At 28.5% G+C, this 16,434-nt stretch carries 16 protein-coding genes; 8 read left to right on the top strand and 8 right to left on the bottom strand.

Translation table 11 applies throughout. The features are described from left to right. Window positions 1-37: 37 nt before the first annotated feature. On the bottom strand, window positions 38-619 hold the full coding sequence (locus CNEONATNEC86_RS08950; protein ID WP_125148409.1) for a hypothetical protein: 582 nt from the start codon (window positions 617-619) through the stop codon (window positions 38-40). Between the two features lie 98 nt (window positions 620-717). After that, entirely contained in the window at window positions 718-2,712 is a 1,995-nt protein-coding gene (locus tag CNEONATNEC86_RS08945) for a fructose-1,6-bisphosphatase (RefSeq protein ID WP_200848520.1), read from the bottom strand. Window positions 2,713-3,141: 429 nt separating this feature from the next. Between CNEONATNEC86_RS08945 and thiS the strand changes: the two genes are divergently transcribed. From thiS to CNEONATNEC86_RS08920, 5 genes are all read left to right on the top strand, one after another. Continuing rightward, window positions 3,142-3,339 carry a sulfur carrier protein ThiS gene (gene thiS, locus CNEONATNEC86_RS08940; RefSeq protein ID WP_125148411.1) on the top strand — a complete coding sequence of 66 codons (198 nt, stop codon included), beginning with the start codon at window positions 3,142-3,144 and terminating at the stop codon, window positions 3,337-3,339. A gap of 1 nt (window position 3,340) precedes the next feature. Further along, window positions 3,341-4,150: a sulfur carrier protein ThiS adenylyltransferase ThiF gene (gene thiF, locus CNEONATNEC86_RS08935; RefSeq protein ID WP_058294892.1), complete on the top strand. Its 810-nt coding sequence runs from the start codon at window positions 3,341-3,343 to the stop codon at window positions 4,148-4,150. 104 nt (window positions 4,151-4,254) lie between these two features. Then, complete coding sequence (locus CNEONATNEC86_RS08930) at window positions 4,255-5,031, top strand: thiazole synthase (protein WP_058294891.1); 777 nt, start codon at window positions 4,255-4,257, stop codon at window positions 5,029-5,031. A 14-nt stretch (window positions 5,032-5,045) separates the two neighbouring features. Next, the gene (thiH, locus tag CNEONATNEC86_RS08925; RefSeq protein ID WP_125148412.1) at window positions 5,046-6,197 is read left to right on the top strand and encodes a 2-iminoacetate synthase ThiH; all 1,152 of its coding nucleotides are present in this window, start codon (window positions 5,046-5,048) and stop codon (window positions 6,195-6,197) included. Next, entirely contained in the window at window positions 6,190-6,828 is a 639-nt protein-coding gene (locus CNEONATNEC86_RS08920) for a thiamine phosphate synthase (protein WP_159135847.1), read from the top strand. Before thiH ends, CNEONATNEC86_RS08920 begins: the two co-directional genes overlap by 8 nt. 133 nt (window positions 6,829-6,961) lie before the next feature. On the opposite strand, the gene CNEONATNEC86_RS08915 is transcribed toward CNEONATNEC86_RS08920, so the two are convergent. After that, on the bottom strand, window positions 6,962-8,089 hold the full coding sequence (locus CNEONATNEC86_RS08915) for a metallophosphoesterase (protein ID WP_159135846.1): 1,128 nt from the start codon (window positions 8,087-8,089) through the stop codon (window positions 6,962-6,964). A gap of 79 nt (window positions 8,090-8,168) precedes the next feature. Beyond that, window positions 8,169-8,834 carry a putative quinol monooxygenase gene (locus tag CNEONATNEC86_RS21935; protein WP_321023434.1) on the bottom strand — a complete coding sequence of 222 codons (666 nt, stop codon included), beginning with the start codon at window positions 8,832-8,834 and terminating at the stop codon, window positions 8,169-8,171. 224 nt (window positions 8,835-9,058) lie between these two features. Between CNEONATNEC86_RS21935 and CNEONATNEC86_RS08905 the strand changes: the two genes are divergently transcribed. Beyond that, window positions 9,059-9,868, top strand: coding sequence for a tyrosine-protein phosphatase (locus tag CNEONATNEC86_RS08905; protein WP_159116088.1), 810 nt, complete (start codon window positions 9,059-9,061; stop codon window positions 9,866-9,868). An 887-nt stretch (window positions 9,869-10,755) separates the two neighbouring features. On the opposite strand, the gene CNEONATNEC86_RS08900 is transcribed toward CNEONATNEC86_RS08905, so the two are convergent. The 4 genes from CNEONATNEC86_RS08900 to CNEONATNEC86_RS08885 all read right to left on the bottom strand — a co-directional run bounded on the left by CNEONATNEC86_RS08900 (window position 10,756) and on the right by CNEONATNEC86_RS08885 (window position 14,146). Beyond that, entirely contained in the window at window positions 10,756-11,814 is a 1,059-nt protein-coding gene (locus CNEONATNEC86_RS08900) for an NAD(P)H-dependent flavin oxidoreductase (protein WP_125148416.1), read from the bottom strand. 321 nt (window positions 11,815-12,135) lie between these two features. Then, window positions 12,136-13,011: an Hsp33 family molecular chaperone HslO gene (hslO, locus tag CNEONATNEC86_RS08895; RefSeq protein WP_125148417.1), complete on the bottom strand. Its 876-nt coding sequence runs from the start codon at window positions 13,009-13,011 to the stop codon at window positions 12,136-12,138. 26 nt (window positions 13,012-13,037) lie between these two features. Then, window positions 13,038-13,775, bottom strand: a complete 738-nt coding sequence (locus CNEONATNEC86_RS08890; protein WP_125148418.1) for a class I SAM-dependent DNA methyltransferase — start codon at window positions 13,773-13,775, stop codon at window positions 13,038-13,040. Between the two features lie 107 nt (window positions 13,776-13,882). Further along, window positions 13,883-14,146 (bottom strand): alpha/beta-type small acid-soluble spore protein, encoded by a 264-nt coding sequence (locus CNEONATNEC86_RS08885; RefSeq protein ID WP_058294883.1) that lies wholly within the window; start codon window positions 14,144-14,146, stop codon window positions 13,883-13,885. 336 nt (window positions 14,147-14,482) lie between these two features. On the opposite strand from CNEONATNEC86_RS08885, the gene CNEONATNEC86_RS08880 reads away from it, so the two are divergent. Both CNEONATNEC86_RS08880 and dapA read left to right on the top strand, forming a co-directional pair. Beyond that, window positions 14,483-15,481, top strand: a complete 999-nt coding sequence (locus tag CNEONATNEC86_RS08880) for an aspartate-semialdehyde dehydrogenase (RefSeq protein WP_125148419.1) — start codon at window positions 14,483-14,485, stop codon at window positions 15,479-15,481. A 74-nt stretch (window positions 15,482-15,555) separates the two neighbouring features. Then, window positions 15,556-16,434, top strand: coding sequence for a 4-hydroxy-tetrahydrodipicolinate synthase (gene dapA, locus CNEONATNEC86_RS08875; protein WP_125148420.1), 879 nt, complete (start codon window positions 15,556-15,558; stop codon window positions 16,432-16,434).

Genomic DNA, 16,434 nt, shown 5'->3' with positions numbered 1-16,434 from the left:
TATTGTTATTATATATCTTATATTTTTGTAATTCAACCTAGTTTTCTTTTTTGTCAATTTCTTTAATGACTATATTTCCATATGTATATATACACTTTTTAACATTTTCATAATCTAAGGAATGAACCTTAAATATTTCGGAACTTTCCTCATACTGAACAGTTAACTGTTTATAGCTCATAAACATGCCACTTTCACTTTTTATATTCTTTATTTGATTAAAACCAATAAACTTTCCGCTAGAACAAATAAAACCTTCTGTAGATATTTTAGGAATACAAAATATAGAAATAAGCAGTTGCATTCCTACTGTCATATATAATGTTACTATTAAAACAAGTTCTTTCGTATTTTTTATACTCAATACATCATTATTGGCATTTAATAAAATTAATAATAGTGCCGAAATTGCATTTGCTAAGTTATTCCTTTTTAAATTAATATAATTGTCTGAAATCTGCTTTCTGCTTATATTATATGTGTATATATTTTTTATTAAAATTGCTGAAAAAGTCAAAACTATTATTCCACATCCCCAATAAGCATATTTAGTCCCACCACTTAAAATAGCAAATCCCAATACTATAATTAAACATACTAAAAGTAAATATTTTTTCATCACTAAAATCGCCCCTCAATATTAAATAAATAGCACAATCACATATTCAGTATCGTTTTCTCCCCCAAATTATCCATTTTTATCCTGTAAAACTTCGTTCATATTGTGGTCTTTTCATTTATTATTCCTGATCTATATGCTAAAAGTAGAAGTTTGAGATCTGTAATTTGATTTTTAAGTCCAATTCCTATATCAGTATCTCCAACCCTTTTTCTTTCTAATCTTTTTTTAACAAGCAAAGTTGTAGAAAGTATATCTCTCTCATATAATATGGCATTTTCTATTGAATCAAACGGTTCATGCTCTACAAGTTGAAGCCCATATGAATTATAAATTAGCGTATATCCTGCTATTCCAGTATAACCTCTATATGCCTTTGCAAATCCTCCATCTATTACTATTAGCTTCCCATTTGCTTTTACTGGACTTTCACCTTTAATATTTTTTACTGGTACATGTCCATTTATTATTATGGAGTCTTTAGAGCATATACCAAATTCATTTAATATCATATTGCAAACCTCTTCATCATCTCTAAAATCGTAATATGGATTCATTTTTTCAACATGCATTGATTTATCTTTGATAAAATATCTTTCAAATGTTGCCATATTCTCCTTTCCAAATAATGAGGAGTTAGATCCATTCCATAAATACCACATTATATCCATACCATACTCTTTCTTTTCTATATCCTCTTTATTAAAATAGCCTTCTCTAACTAAAATCTCAAATTTATCTAAAAGTTCTCTTCCACTATATTCCTTTCCATTTATGTTCATAGTCTTAAATGACTTATCTTCATTCAATGGTATACAGCCATGAAATAACAAATTAGAATTATACTTTAAGTATATGCTTCCTTTAGATAAGAGAAATAAAATATGACTTTGTAACTTATTGCTGTTAACAAATGACGATTTAAGTTTTTCAATAATAATCTCCTCTTCTTCTGTAAGCTTAAACGGATGTTCTTTTTTTATTGTTGGGAAATTTTTATCAGTTAGTTCATACTCTATCCCATCAAGTACAATTACTCCTTTATCGTAATCTATCTTATTCAATAATAATCTATGTTCCATTTGAAATTCTGGTCTTCTCTTTATTACTTCATATTCTAATTTAAACTGTATAATAGTTATTGCCTTATGCATCTTAGCAATTAATTCGTTTTCATGTTTGCTATTTAAATTTGCATCATTACTTTTAGACATGAAAAAAGCGCATGAATCATTTTCATAATTTTTCATTGCAAATGTTGCTAATGGAATTAAATTAATTCCATATATATCTTCAATAATATCTAAATTTGAATATCTAGCCGATATTCTTAAGACATTTGCTATACACACTTTTTGCCCAGCTGCAGCTCCCATCCATACAATATCATGATTTCCCCATTGTATATCAACTGAATGATAATCCATAAGAGTATCTAATATTATATCTGGTCTAGGACCTCTATCATATATATCACCTATTATGTGTAGCCTATCAATAACAAGCCTTTGTATAACTTTTGATAAAGCAATTATAAAATCACGTGCTCTGCCTATATCTATTATTGTTGTTATTATTCTATCATAATATTTCTTCTTATCATATTCATCAGAATTTTCATGCAGTAATTCTTCTATAACGTATGCAAACTCACTTGGTAAAGCTTTTCTCACCTTTGATCTTGTATATTTAGAAGATACATTTCTACATAGTTTGATTAGCCTATACAATGTTATTCTATACCAATTTGATATATTTTTTTCCTCTTTTATTACTAGCTCCAATTTTTGTTCAGGATAATATACTAATGTAGCCAAACTTTTCTTTTCGCTATCCATTAAGGATTTTCCAAATATATCTTCTATCTTTCTTTTTATAACTCCTGATCCATTCTTTAATACATGGATAAAAGGCTCGTACTCTCCATGAATGTCACTTAAAAAATGTTCTGTTCCTTTAGGTAAATTTAAAATTGCCTCTAAATTAATTATTTCTGTTGCTGCTGATCCTATATTAGGATATTTTTGAGATAATAGCTCTAAATATTTTATTAGATTTCTATCTTTAAATTCATTTTTTTCTATATTTAACATTGGTTTGAACTCCATAGTTTTCCCCTCCCATATACTATCAACATAGCAATTAGTATATACTATTTATTAATTTACAGAAGATAAATTATACTATATATTTACTAAAGTACTCTATTTCATATATTTGCCTCTTATTTAATGTAATAAAAATTAATGCAAATACATCTTTTTGTTTTATAATCTTTTAAATAAATTATTATTTAATAAATATATTCTATTTCAACAATTGTTAAATAATGCATTTGCAGATAATTAATTTTCTCACTTTATTACTTTTATATCAAGTTCTTTTTGACATTAACTAATCAAATTGCTATAATATGTATTAGAGTGTTGACAAAAAGGTCACATGAAGGGGTACACCACCATTGGTGTAGGTCTTCATGTGACTTTTTTGTTTGTTTCCATTTTTCGGTAGGAGGTGTGATTATGATTTATGTCAATGGAAATTTAGTTACTGATGCAGATAGTTTAACTTTACATGATTATTTAAGTCGTGAAGGTTATTCTTTTGCTTTTATTGCAGTTGAATGTAATGGTCAAATAATTCCAAAATCCATGTATAAAGAAAAAATTTTAAAAGAAGATGACCATTTAGAAGTTGTAAGTTTTGTAGGAGGTGGCTGATATGAAAATTTATATCAATGGTAAGTCTATAGAAACTGATGTTTTAACTCTTGATAATTTACGTAATAAACATTATTCAAATAATGAAAATTTAGTTACTATAATAAATGGATTTCAAACTTCTGATGATGTAACAATTAATGAAAATGATGAAATATTTTTTATTAAAAAAGGCAAAATGCCTTCTAAAGATGAATTTGAACGCTTAATGTGTGCTAGGAATACTCCTCATGTATTTGAAAAAGTCAAATCTGCTAAAGTTGCAATTGCAGGACTTGGTGGTCTTGGTTCAAATATAGCTATAAATCTAGCTAGAACTGGAGTTGGCCATCTTCATTTGATTGATTTTGACATTGTTGAACCAAGCAATTTAAATCGTCAGCAATATAAAATTAAACATCTTGGAATGTACAAAACAGAAGCCTTAAAAAATGAAATTGAAGAAATAAATCCATTTATTAAAGTAACCCTAGATACTATTCGAGTAACTGAAGAAAACATACCTTCACTATTTTCGGATGAAGATATTATCTGCGAAGCTTTTGATAATCCAAAGAATAAAGCTATGCTTGTAAATACACTACTTGAAAAATTTCCTTCAAAAAAAATAGTAGCAGCATCTGGAATGGCAGGATATGAAAGCAGCAATACAATAGAAACAAAAAAGATAACAGATAATTTCTATTTATGCGGAGATAACAAAACTGGTGCAAAGATAGGTCGTGGACTTATGGCACCACGTGTAAGTATATGCGCAGGCCATGAATCTAATATGATTTTAAGACTTATACTCGAAATTTATGAAGTTTAAAAACATTAAACTAAAATCTCATAAGTTTAAACTTTAATCTAATTAAAGTTTAAGTAAATAACCCTAAAGTGCAATATTATGTATGAAAGATAGGAGATAAAAATATGGAAAATAATACAGACAAGCTTATTATTGGTGGGCACGAATTTAATTCAAGATTCATATTGGGATCTGGAAAATATTCATTAGATTTAATTAATGCTGCTGTAAAAAATGCAGGCACTGAAATAATAACTCTTGCATTAAGACGTGCTAATATAGATGGTACTGCAAATATTCTTGATTATATACCTAAAAACGTGACATTATTACCAAATACATCTGGAGCTAGAACTTCTGAAGAGGCTGTAAGAATAGCACGCCTTTCTCGTGAAATTGGATGCGGGGAATTTGTTAAAATCGAAGTTATACGTGATTCAAAATATCTTTTACCTGATAATTATGAAACTTTAAAAGCAACTGAAATTCTTGCTAAAGAAGGATTTATTGTCATGCCTTATATGTATCCTGATCTTAACTCTGCAAGAGATATGGTCAACGCTGGTGCTTCAGCAATTATGCCGCTTGGTGCACCTATTGGTTCAAACAAAGGTTTATCAACTCGTGATTTTATAAAAATATTAATTGATGAAATTGATCTTCCAATTATAGTTGATGCAGGCATAGGGCGACCTTCTCAAGCATGTGAAGCAATGGAAATTGGTGCTGCTGCTGTTATGGCTAATACTGCAATTGCAACTAGCGGAAACATACCTCTTATGGCGAAAGCATTTAAAAATGCCATAATTGCTGGACGTAGTGCTTATCTCTCTGGTCTTGGACGTGTTCTAGACGCTGGTGCCAGTGCCTCATCACCCCTAACTGGATTTCTTAAAAATTAAGGAGGTAATTATAAATGGAACAACGTGTTGATCATATGAAATACATGTCTGGCATGGAAGTTATCGAGTCAGATATATTAGATGAAGTTATTTCTAAAATGAATTTTTATAATAGCAACAAATATACTGCTAATGACGTACGTGCATCCCTTCAAAAAGAGACTATTTCTGTTGAAGATTTTGGAGCTTTACTGTCACCTGCTGCCCTTCCTCTTCTTGAAGATATAGCAAAGCGCGCAAAACTAGAAACTCGCAGACATTTTGGTAATTCAATCCAAATGTTTACTCCACTTTACATAGCCAATTATTGTGAAAATTATTGTATTTATTGTGGCTTTAACTGCCATAATAAAATAAATCGAGCTAAACTTACAAGCGAAGAAATTGAAAAAGAAATGGAGACAATTGCAAAAACAGGACTTCAAGAAATACTTCTCCTTACTGGAGAAAGCAGAAGCATGTCTGACGTTTCATATATAGGTGAAGCTTGTAAACTTGCAAGGAAATATTTTAAGGTTGTTGGACTTGAAATTTATCCTGTTAATAGTGATGAATATGCATATCTTCACGAGTGTGGTGCTGATTATGTTACTGTATTTCAAGAAACTTATAATTCTGATAAATATGAAACACTTCATCTTTCTGGTCATAAGCGTATTTTCCCATATAGATTTAATGCTCAGGAACGTGCATTAAAAGGTGGAATGAGAGGTGTTGGTTTTGCTGCACTTCTAGGACTTGATGATTTTAGAAAAGATGCTTTTGCAACTGGACTTCATGCATACCTTCTTCAACGTAAATATCCACATGCAGAAATAGCATTCTCATGTCCACGTCTTCGTCCAATAATAAATAATGATAAAATAAATCCTAAAGATGTACATGAGCCTCAGCTTCTTCAGATAATTTGTGCCTATAGAATATTTATGCCATTTTCAAATATTACAATATCAACACGTGAATGTGCAAGATTCCGTGATAATGTAATTGGTATTGCTGCAACTAAAATTTCTGCTGGTGTATCTGTTGCTATTGGCGGACATAGTGAGGAAGCAAGAGGTGACGAGCAATTTGAGATTTCAGATTCACGTGATGTACAAGAAGTATATGATGCAATTATAAATCATGATCTTCAGCCAGTTATGAGTGATTATATTTATGTTTAACATATTAGCCATTACTAATCGTCATATATGTACTGATGACTTTTTTACACAACTAGAAAAAATTTGTTCAGCAAATCTAAAAATTTCATCTTTAAAAAAATCATCTTCAATGTTGTCTTCTCTAAAAATAGTTCTTAGAGAAAAAGATTTATGTGAAACTAATTATAAAAAGATTGCTGAAAAAGTTTTTAAAATATGTAAGATACATAATACTGATTGTATACTTCATACCTATTATAATGCAGCAAAAGAACTTAACTGTGACAATATTCATTTACCATTTAATATTTTTAAGAATCATCCTAACATTTCTAATAAATTTAAATGTGTAGGTGTTTCAATACATTCTATAGATGAAGCGATAGAAGCAGAAGAACTAGGAGCAGGTTATATTATAGCTGGGCATATCTTTCCTACAGATTGCAAAAAAGATTTACCTCCAAGAGGACTTAGCTTTTTATCATCTGTATGTAGTTCAGTCAACATCCCAGTATATGCAATTGGTGGAATATCTCCTTCAAATGCACAAAGCGTTTTAAATGCAGGCGCTTATGGAATTTGTCTTATGTCTTCACTTATGAAATGTAAAAATCCTAATGAATATCTTAACAGTTTTAGTGATTCATTTTAATTTATAGTTAATATGGCAAATTTGTACAATAAAATTACCACCTTTCAAATTGCAATGTAATTAACACAGTAATTTGAAAGATGGTAAGACTTAAACAAATGATATTCTACTCATCCCTTATCAAATATTTTTCTTAATAATTAAGCTTAATATTAACAATTTCTGCCTTACTGCCAATTCTCATTCTTGGCCCCCATGTGCCTACACCGCTTGAAACAATAATATTAGTATTTTTAACCTTTAAATACCCATAATCTATTAAGAAAAGATTTTTAGTAATTAAGTTACCTGGAAATAGTTGCCCCTTATGAGTATGCCCACAAAGAATCATATCAATATTTTTTTCTGCTTCTTCATTGATTTTAGATGGCTGATGGTCAAGCATTATTATAGGCTTATTTGAATTTACATCTTCAAGCACAGCATTTATGTCTTCTCTTTTAATCCCTTGTTCACCTATTGGTGAAATATCCTTTCTTCCTACAACTGTAAATTCATCATCTATTTCTAGGAACTCATCCTGAAGAAGTTTGATATCTGCCTGCTTAAAAAACTCAACCATTTTATCATATGAACTTCCTGAGTCATGATTTCCAAGTACTGCATAAGTTCCATATTTACTATTTAAATTCTTAAATGCATCTTCTATTTTTTCAATATCTTCTACAGCATAGTAATCTCCATCAAATACATCTCCAGAAATTAAAACTATATCCGGTTTTAAACCATTTATTTTCTGAGATATTTCTTCAATTTCCCTGTATCCAATTATATCTCCAATATGAATATCAGAAATCATAGCTACGTTTAACTCTTTATGATTATTGGAGATTCTACTTATATTAACATCATAATTTACTATTTGAATATTTTTAGCATTATAATTTCCATATAAAATAATCCCTGCTACCAATACAAAGATTATGGAACCAATTATAATCGAAGCTTTAGGATTATTTAAAATGCTTTCTTCAAAAAATTTTGTATGTCCAAATATTATTCTTATAATATCAAGTACTATAAAAATTATTAAAAGATATAAAAAGGTGCTCATATAATATCCGCTTATTATTTTAGCTATCTTAGTAAATTTAAACCTTGGAACGGCATATCCAATAAATATGCATAATGCACACATAATATATAAAATCCAAAATATATGATTATTTATTTTAGGAAAAACAGCAGTCAGCAATAGTACAGCTCTTTTTCCAACATAAAAGTTTAATATTGAATATACTAATAATGCTATTATAATCATTATTAACTCCAAAACTCACATCACCCATCTCATTTTTTATTATATATTGTCATAAATAGAAAACTTTACAAAATATATGTTATACAAGATAAAACCTTTCAAGTTGAACATTTATAACATATTTTTCTTTAATTTTTTGAAGCTTTTCAAAATGTTCACTTTTATTATGAAGTTTCTGAGCTTCAGCATCTTTCCACACCTCAATAAGAAGTATTTTATTTTCATCTTCTACTGGAAAATAATATTCATATTTAAGGTTACCTTCTTCAGCTCTAGATAATTGATCAATCTTTTCTTTAACTATCTCATTATAAAAGTCCTGCCTTGTCCCATCTTTAAGTGTATATGTAACATTTAAAATAATTTCATATGGCACTTTTAAAAGTGCTTCTTCTAAAGATGCTGCTTTTTCAACTATAAAATATTTCATAAATTCTTTCGTAAACATATCTATTTCCCCTTCAATAGGGTTTATTTCGTCTACTATAAATATAACTTTTGTACAGTCTATTTTACCCATTGCAGGTAAGAATTCATTTACTGCCCATTCTACATCTTCTTTTTCATCTTCAAATCCATTTCTTGCATCACATATAAAATTACTTCCTTTATGCTCATTTAATAATTTTAAAGCATACATAATTGGATTTCTATAATCATCACTGTTGCAGAACTTTTTCCATGTTAGAAACACTACATTTTCTTTTTCTAAATAATTTACTTCACAAAATTCCGAATTAAACATATTCCTCTTCTCCTTGTACATATTAATTGCTTATTATAAACATTATTTATCCCCTTAATATAGTCATTATAACATTATCTACAAATTAATTCTCTCATTTTCTTTACAACTTCTTTTAATTTACTATACAATATTTATATAGACTATATGGATATATACTCTGATTATAATTTTCTTTTGAAGCCTTATAGTAATATAAAATTCACAATTAAGGAGATATGCATATGCACAATATTACCAAGATTCAACTTGAAGGATTATATAACACTCGTGATTTAGGTTATTTTAAAAGCTTAGACGGAAGAAAAATACGTTCACATAAATTGATAAGAAGTGGAGAATTATATAATTTATCAGATAATGATAAGAAAATATTATTAGATGAATATAACTTAAAAACAATTATAGATTTTCGTACAAAGACTGAAAGAGATGAGAAACCTGACCCAGTTTTAGAAAAAGTTAATGTAGTTATAAATCCAATATTGGAAGAAAAAACTTTAGGCATAACAAAGGAAAACGACTCTCAAACAGATTCAAATTCAAAGCTTCTAGAATATATAGATAGACCCGATTTTGATGGTGAAAAATACATGATGAATATATATAAAAGCATAATTTGTGACGAATTTTCACTTCAGCAGTATAGAAATTTTTTTAATATACTACTTAATTCAAATGAAGGGGCTATATTATGGCATTGCAGTGCTGGAAAAGATCGTGTTGGTGTTGGAACTGCATTACTTTTAAGTGCATTAGATATCCCTAGAGAACTTATAATCGCAGATTATTTGATGGTTAATGAATTTACAAAAAAACAAATAGATTCTCTAGTTAATATAATTTCATCAAAAGTTAAAAATGTCACAGATATCTCACATATACAAGCTTTATTTACTGTTAAGGAAAGCTATATCAATTCTGTTTTTTATACAATTGATATAAATTTTGGTTCTATGAAAAATTTTCTAGAAAGTCAAATGAATTTAACATCAGAAAGACTGAGCACTTTAAAAGAAATATATTTAGAATAGCTATTCTCACATTCAATTTATAGACGAAATAAATAAATGACGTAGAATCAAAGTTTAGTGGATAACAACCGAAATTCAATATATGATAGGCTCGATTGTAGAGAAATTTCATCTAAAAATTCTAATGGCAGAGGCTGCACCAAAAAATGTTTGCTCCAAAAAGCAAGTGTTTGGACAAACAATTTTGGAACAGCCTCTGCCAAAGAATTTAAAAGCTGAAATTTCCAATACAATACTAAGCCTAAGCAGAGAACCCAAATCTGTGATTTGGTGTGAATCGCTTACCCAGCGAATGAATATGAGTCGGGTATTCATATATTGAATTTCTTTGTTTTTCTCTAAAATCATATATACCCAATTTATTTTAATTATGATTAATGTTTTTTATATTCTATGCCTTAAGATATATCTTCTAATTCAATGGATGTAACTTATAAAGTTACCTATAAAAATCACCTTAATCAGCATAGAATAAGCAAATTCGTAAGAATTTATATTCTGATATTTATAAATCTATATCTTTTAAAAAATGGTAAAATGTTAACTTTTTAAATCTTTAACATCTATAAATAACTATTCCTTAATTTAAAAATGTATTTATGTGTAACACCAATAATAGTGAAACTTTGAGTTTAGATGAAACAAAGAAATAAAGCTCTCATATTGGGCGGAGACTTGCATTCCAAAATGGAGCTTTAAAATTTTTACATCAATGATTGTTCCAAAATTGTTTGTCTAATTTTACATTGGAGCAAACGGTTTTGGGCACAATCATTGATGTTTAAATTTTTAGCTTCATTTTGGTAGTTAGTAAGCGAGCCAAATTTGAGAGCTTTATTTCGGTGTCATTCACTAAACTTTAGTTCTATGTCCCTTATTTATATGTTCTATTCAGTTAACTCTTTAATTAATTCTTTCACAGTAGTAATCTTATCTAATCTATAAGCATTTTCACCACAAAAAACTAATGAATTATCTACATCACCTTTTACTGCACGTACTAATGCTCCTGTTATACAATATGGTATAGTAGCCATATCACATTTCTTAAGACACTTATAACATTTACTTATTTTTTCATTGGTTAATTTTCTTTCTTCCATGAATTTATTTCTTATAGCACGTCCTGGCATTCCAACTGGACTCTTTACTATCATTATATCTTCTTTTTTTGAATTTATATATGCCATTTTAAAGTTTATATCTGCATCGCATTCTTCAGTTGCAACAAATCTTGTTGCCATTTGTACTCCTGCACATCCTAAACCAATATAGTGGTCTATATCTTTTCTATCATACACTCCTCCTGCAAATACTACAGGAATTTTTTTATTATATTTTATCTCATATTCTTTGACTATTTCTAAAATTTCAATTACTTCTTTATCATAATACTCTTTACCTTCATATTCCTCTAAACTTTCATTAGAAAAACCTAAATGGCCTCCAGCTTTTGGTCCCTCAATAACAACCATATCTGCTGTTGTTTTATATCGTCTATCCCACATTTTTAATATAACCCGTGCTGACTTTGGTGGTGATACTATTGGAGCAATCTTTATATTTGATCCTTCTACAAATTTAGGTAAATCTAAAGGAAGTCCTGCTCCAGATATAATTAAATCTGCACCATTATCTATACAACATTTTACATACTCTTCATAATTTCTTGTTGCCCACATGATGTTTACGCCTATAATACCACCATCTGAAATTTCTTTTGCTTTTTTTATATGTTTTCCGAGCGCTCTTACATTAGCACTTAATGAATCTTTTCCAAAGTCCTCTTCTAAATATCCTGGTTGCGCTGCTGATATTACACCTATTGCGCCTTCATTTGCTACTGCTCCAGCAAGTGATGATAAACTTACACCTACTCCCATACCACCTTGTATTATTGGAACTTTAGCAACTAAGTCCCCTATTGTTAATGAATTTAAATTCATATAAAATCCTCCATCCTTATGGTTGTCAAAAATTTAGAATATAGTTTTAAAAACTACTTAGTATATTATTAATATAATATAGGTATTAAATTATGTCAATATATAGAATTATAAATAATAGCTTTATTATATAAATTTATTTTATATATCATTCATTGTTAATGAAAAATCTCTACAATAGGATTTATTTAATGGTGATTAATATAATTTATAATGGTTTTGTTATAATACTTACTTTCTTATTTTCTAAATTTTTATACTTATATAAAAAGACTGCTTATATAAAAACTTTTATATAAGCAGCCTCTTACGTATCTTATATTATCTATCCATTAACTTTCCTATATCTTCTTTAGTAAACTTATATTTTTTATTACAGAAATTACAAACTATTTCTTCCTCTTTTCCTTCATCATATAGATTTTGAAGTTCAGATTTTCCTATTGAAATTAATGCTTTTTCAACTCTTTCTCTAGAACAGTCACATTTATATTCAGGCTTAATAGATTCTAATATTTTTAAATCCATACCTTCAAAAATATATTCTAATATTTCTTCAATAGTTTTTCCTTCATTTATCATAGTTGTTATCGGTGGAATTTCTTGAAGTCTGTATGTTATAACATCTGCAAGAAGTTCATCTGCACCAGGCATCATTTGAACAATAAAACCACCTGCACATTTTATTGATAAATCTTTATCAACTAATACTCCAAGTGATACAGCTGATGGAGTTTGTTCTGAAACTGTGAAATAAAATGCAAAATCATCACCTATTTCACCTGTTTGTATTGGCACTTGACCAACATATGGATCCTTTAATCCTAAGTCTTTTATAACATATAGTAATCCATTAGTTCCTATTGCTCCTCCAACATCGAGCTTTCCTTTTTCATTTAGCGGTCTGTCTACATATGGATTACCAATAAAACCTTTTATAGTACAATCATTATGAGCTGTAACAGTAATTCCATTAATTTCTCCACCGCCATTAATCTTTACTGTAATTATTTCTTTCTCACCTTTTAACGTACTTCCCATTAATGCAGCTGCTGTCATCATTCTTCCAAAAGCTGCACTTGCAACTGGAGTACATTCATGTATTTTTGTACCTTCATTAACTAAATTGCTTGTTATTCCTCCAATTATTCTTACCATACCATCTTTTGCTGTAGCTTTTATAATCTTATCTTCCATAATGTTTTCCATCTCCTAAATACAATTTATTTTCTTAAAACATAAAGTATTCTTTCACTATTGTTATCTGGCTTTAAATCTGAATAACCACAAAACTTTCCTAATATATTAAATCCTATTTCATTTAATATATCTTCAATATCTTTTTCCTGATATGCTTTTTCAAAATGTTCTTCTTCAAATCTTTCATAAAGATTATTTTCGTTTTTAACAAAAAAAGTTAAGAACATGTTTAATATATTATCTTCAAAAGTGTTTTCCCATGTATAAAAAACATCTTCACTGCTATATGTATAAATATTATTCCCCATAATTTCTGATAGTTTATAATACGAATTAATATCGAATATAAATAATCCATCATCCTTTAGATGATCATATACACTCTTAAAATAATTAAATAAATCTTCTTCTTCTGTTATATAATTTGTTGAATCCAAAACAGATGTTATAAGATTAAATTTATGATTTAAACTAAGCTCACTCATATCTTGGCATATGACTTTAGCTTTTATTTTATTTTGTTTAAATTTTTCAAATGCTATATTTAGCATATCATTAGATAGATCCACAGCATACATATTTTTGAAATACTTTCCTACTCTTACGCCTACATTACCTGTCCCACATGCTAAATCTAGATAATCTTCAAATTCTATATTATTCTCATTACTTAAACTTATTATCTTTTCAGAAATTTCATCATAATCAATATCTTCATATATTAATTCATCATATATATTGGCAAATTCTTTATAAGCCATCTATAAATCACGCCCTTAAATTCTATTAATACACTATTTCATCTAGTATATTATATCTTAAATTTGTACATAGTCAATTATTTAAGGTACTCGATTCATTTAGTAGATTATATCTTATTCTTTTTTCTACCTAGAATTTCATCATTAGATGGAATTTTAAGTTCTTTTTTTCTTTTAGTCATAAGCCCTCCAATACGTCCTGTCTCTTCTGCTGAAAGTCCACCCCAGCCTTCTTTTTCAACTTTTTCTCCAAGTCCTAATTCTTCTGCTATTTCATATTTTATTTTTTCTCTCATTTTTTCTATTTCAGTAAGCTCTTTATTTCCTTTTAATTTTGACTTTATTATTTTTTTTAATGGTGTACTGCTCAATTTTAATTCCTCCGCACTAAAAATTTATAATATATATTTTTATTATTACCTTGTAATATCTTTACTATTCCATATAACTAATAGATATTTTAAGTTTTATCGACCCACTCTTTTACAATTTAGTATTTGTTTTAATCTGCAAATTATTCACAATTTTTATTTATAGAAAAGCCAAATTTATATATTATAATTTTTTTCAACTTATTTCCTCTATTGACTTGATATTTGCGCAATATTTAACTATAGTATTTATATGTATATATAGAAATAATAAATTTCAGCATTATTATTTCTATATACATACATATGAATTATTATTTAATAGGAGGGATTATTGTGTATAATGTCGCAATAGTTGGGGCTACTGGAAATGTAGGCAGAAAATTTTTAGAAATATTACAACAAAGAGACTTTCCAGTAAAAAATTTATATCTTTTTGCTTCAAAAAGATCAGCAGGAAAAACTTTATCATTTAAAGGAAAGGATTATCTTATTGAAGAAACTTGTGAAGCAAATATAAAAGATAAAAAAATAGACTATGCACTTTTCTCTGCAGGTGGCGATGCAAGTAAAGAATTTGCACCTATTTTTGCACAATATGGCGCTGTAGTAATTGATAATAGTAGTGCTTGGAGAATGGATCCAGATGTACCCCTTGTAGTGCCAGAAGTTAATCCAGAAGATATTAAACTTCATACTAAAAAAGGTATTATTGCTAATCCAAACTGCTCAACAATTCAAGCTATGCCAATAATGAAAGCATTAAATGACAAATATGGTATTAAGAGAATTGTATATTCTACTTATCAAGCAGTATCTGGTGCAGGAATGCAAGGTATTAAAGATTTAGAAGATGGAATTAAGGGTGCTCAGCCAAAAAAATTTCCATATCCTATAGCTGGTAATGTATTACCTCATATAGATGTTTTCCTTGAAGATGGCTATACTAAGGAAGAAGAAAAAATGATTAAAGAAACAAGAAAAATTCTTCATGAACCTGATTTAAGGGTAACAGCTACTACCGCTAGAGTTCCAGTTTTAAACTCACATAGCGAAAGCATAAATGTTGAATTAAATAGTAAATTTGAAATTGAAGATATATTTGAATTATTAAGAAACACTGAAGGTGTAACTGTATATGATGATACTAAGGAATTAAAATATCCAACCGCACTTGAAGTTTCTGGTAAAGATGATGTATATGTTGGAAGAATAAGAAGAGATTTTAGTGTTGATAATGGAGTAAACCTATGGGTTGTTGGTGATAACATAAGAAAAGGTGCAGCTCTTAATGCTATACAAATCGCGGAAAAAATGATTGCACAAGATAAATAATTTTTATTATAAGGAAGTGATGCCTAATATCACTTCCTTAATCTAACTAATCAATGTATAATGGAGGAATTAAAATGTCATTATTCAAAGGTTCTGGTGTTGCTATAGTTACACCTTTTACTGAAACAGGTGTAAATTATGAAAAACTACGAACTTTACTTGAATGGCACATTTCCCAAGGAACTGATGCCATAATCATATGTGGTACAACTGGTGAAGCAACCACAATGACAGAAGAAGAAAAAAAGAAAACTATTAAATTTACGGTTGATGTAATAAATAAAAGGATCCCTGTAATTGCAGGTACTGGTTCAAACTGTACATCTTCTGCAATTTCTATGAGTAAATATGCTGAAAGTGTAGGTGTTGATGGATTACTTGTTATTACACCTTATTATAATAAAACTACTCAAACAGGTCTTATAAAGCATTTTAAGGCTATAAACGATGAAGTAAAAACTCCTATAATTCTTTATAATGTACCTTCACGTACAGGTGTAAATATTATGCCAACTACTCTCCTTGAGCTTTGTAAACTTAATAATATCGTAGCTATAAAAGAAGCTAGTGGTAATATAAGTCAAGTTGTTCAAATAAAGGCTTTCTGTAGAGATAAAATAGATATATATTCAGGAAATGATGATCAAATCGTTTCTATAATGTCACTTGGAGGAATTGGAGTTATTTCAGTTTTAGCTAATATAATTCCAAAAACTGTTCATAACATGGCAAAAAACTGCCTAGACAACAAATTTAAAGAAGCTTTAGATATCCAACTAGATACGTTAGCTTTAACAAATACTCTATTTATAGAAACAAATCCAATACCAATTAAAACAGCAATGAATTTAATGAATCTTGAAGTTGGTCCATTAAGGCTTCCACTTTGTGAAATGAACAAAGAAAATGAAGAAAAATTAAAAGCTGTTTTAGAAGAAAATAAATTAATGTAA

Source organism: Clostridium neonatale, from assembly GCF_900465025.1.
In the GTDB taxonomy this organism is placed as follows: Bacteria; Bacillota; Clostridia; order Clostridiales; family Clostridiaceae; genus Clostridium; species Clostridium neonatale.
The sequence above is the reverse complement of the archived record's forward strand: the minus strand, read 5'-3'. Positions and strand labels throughout refer to the sequence as shown.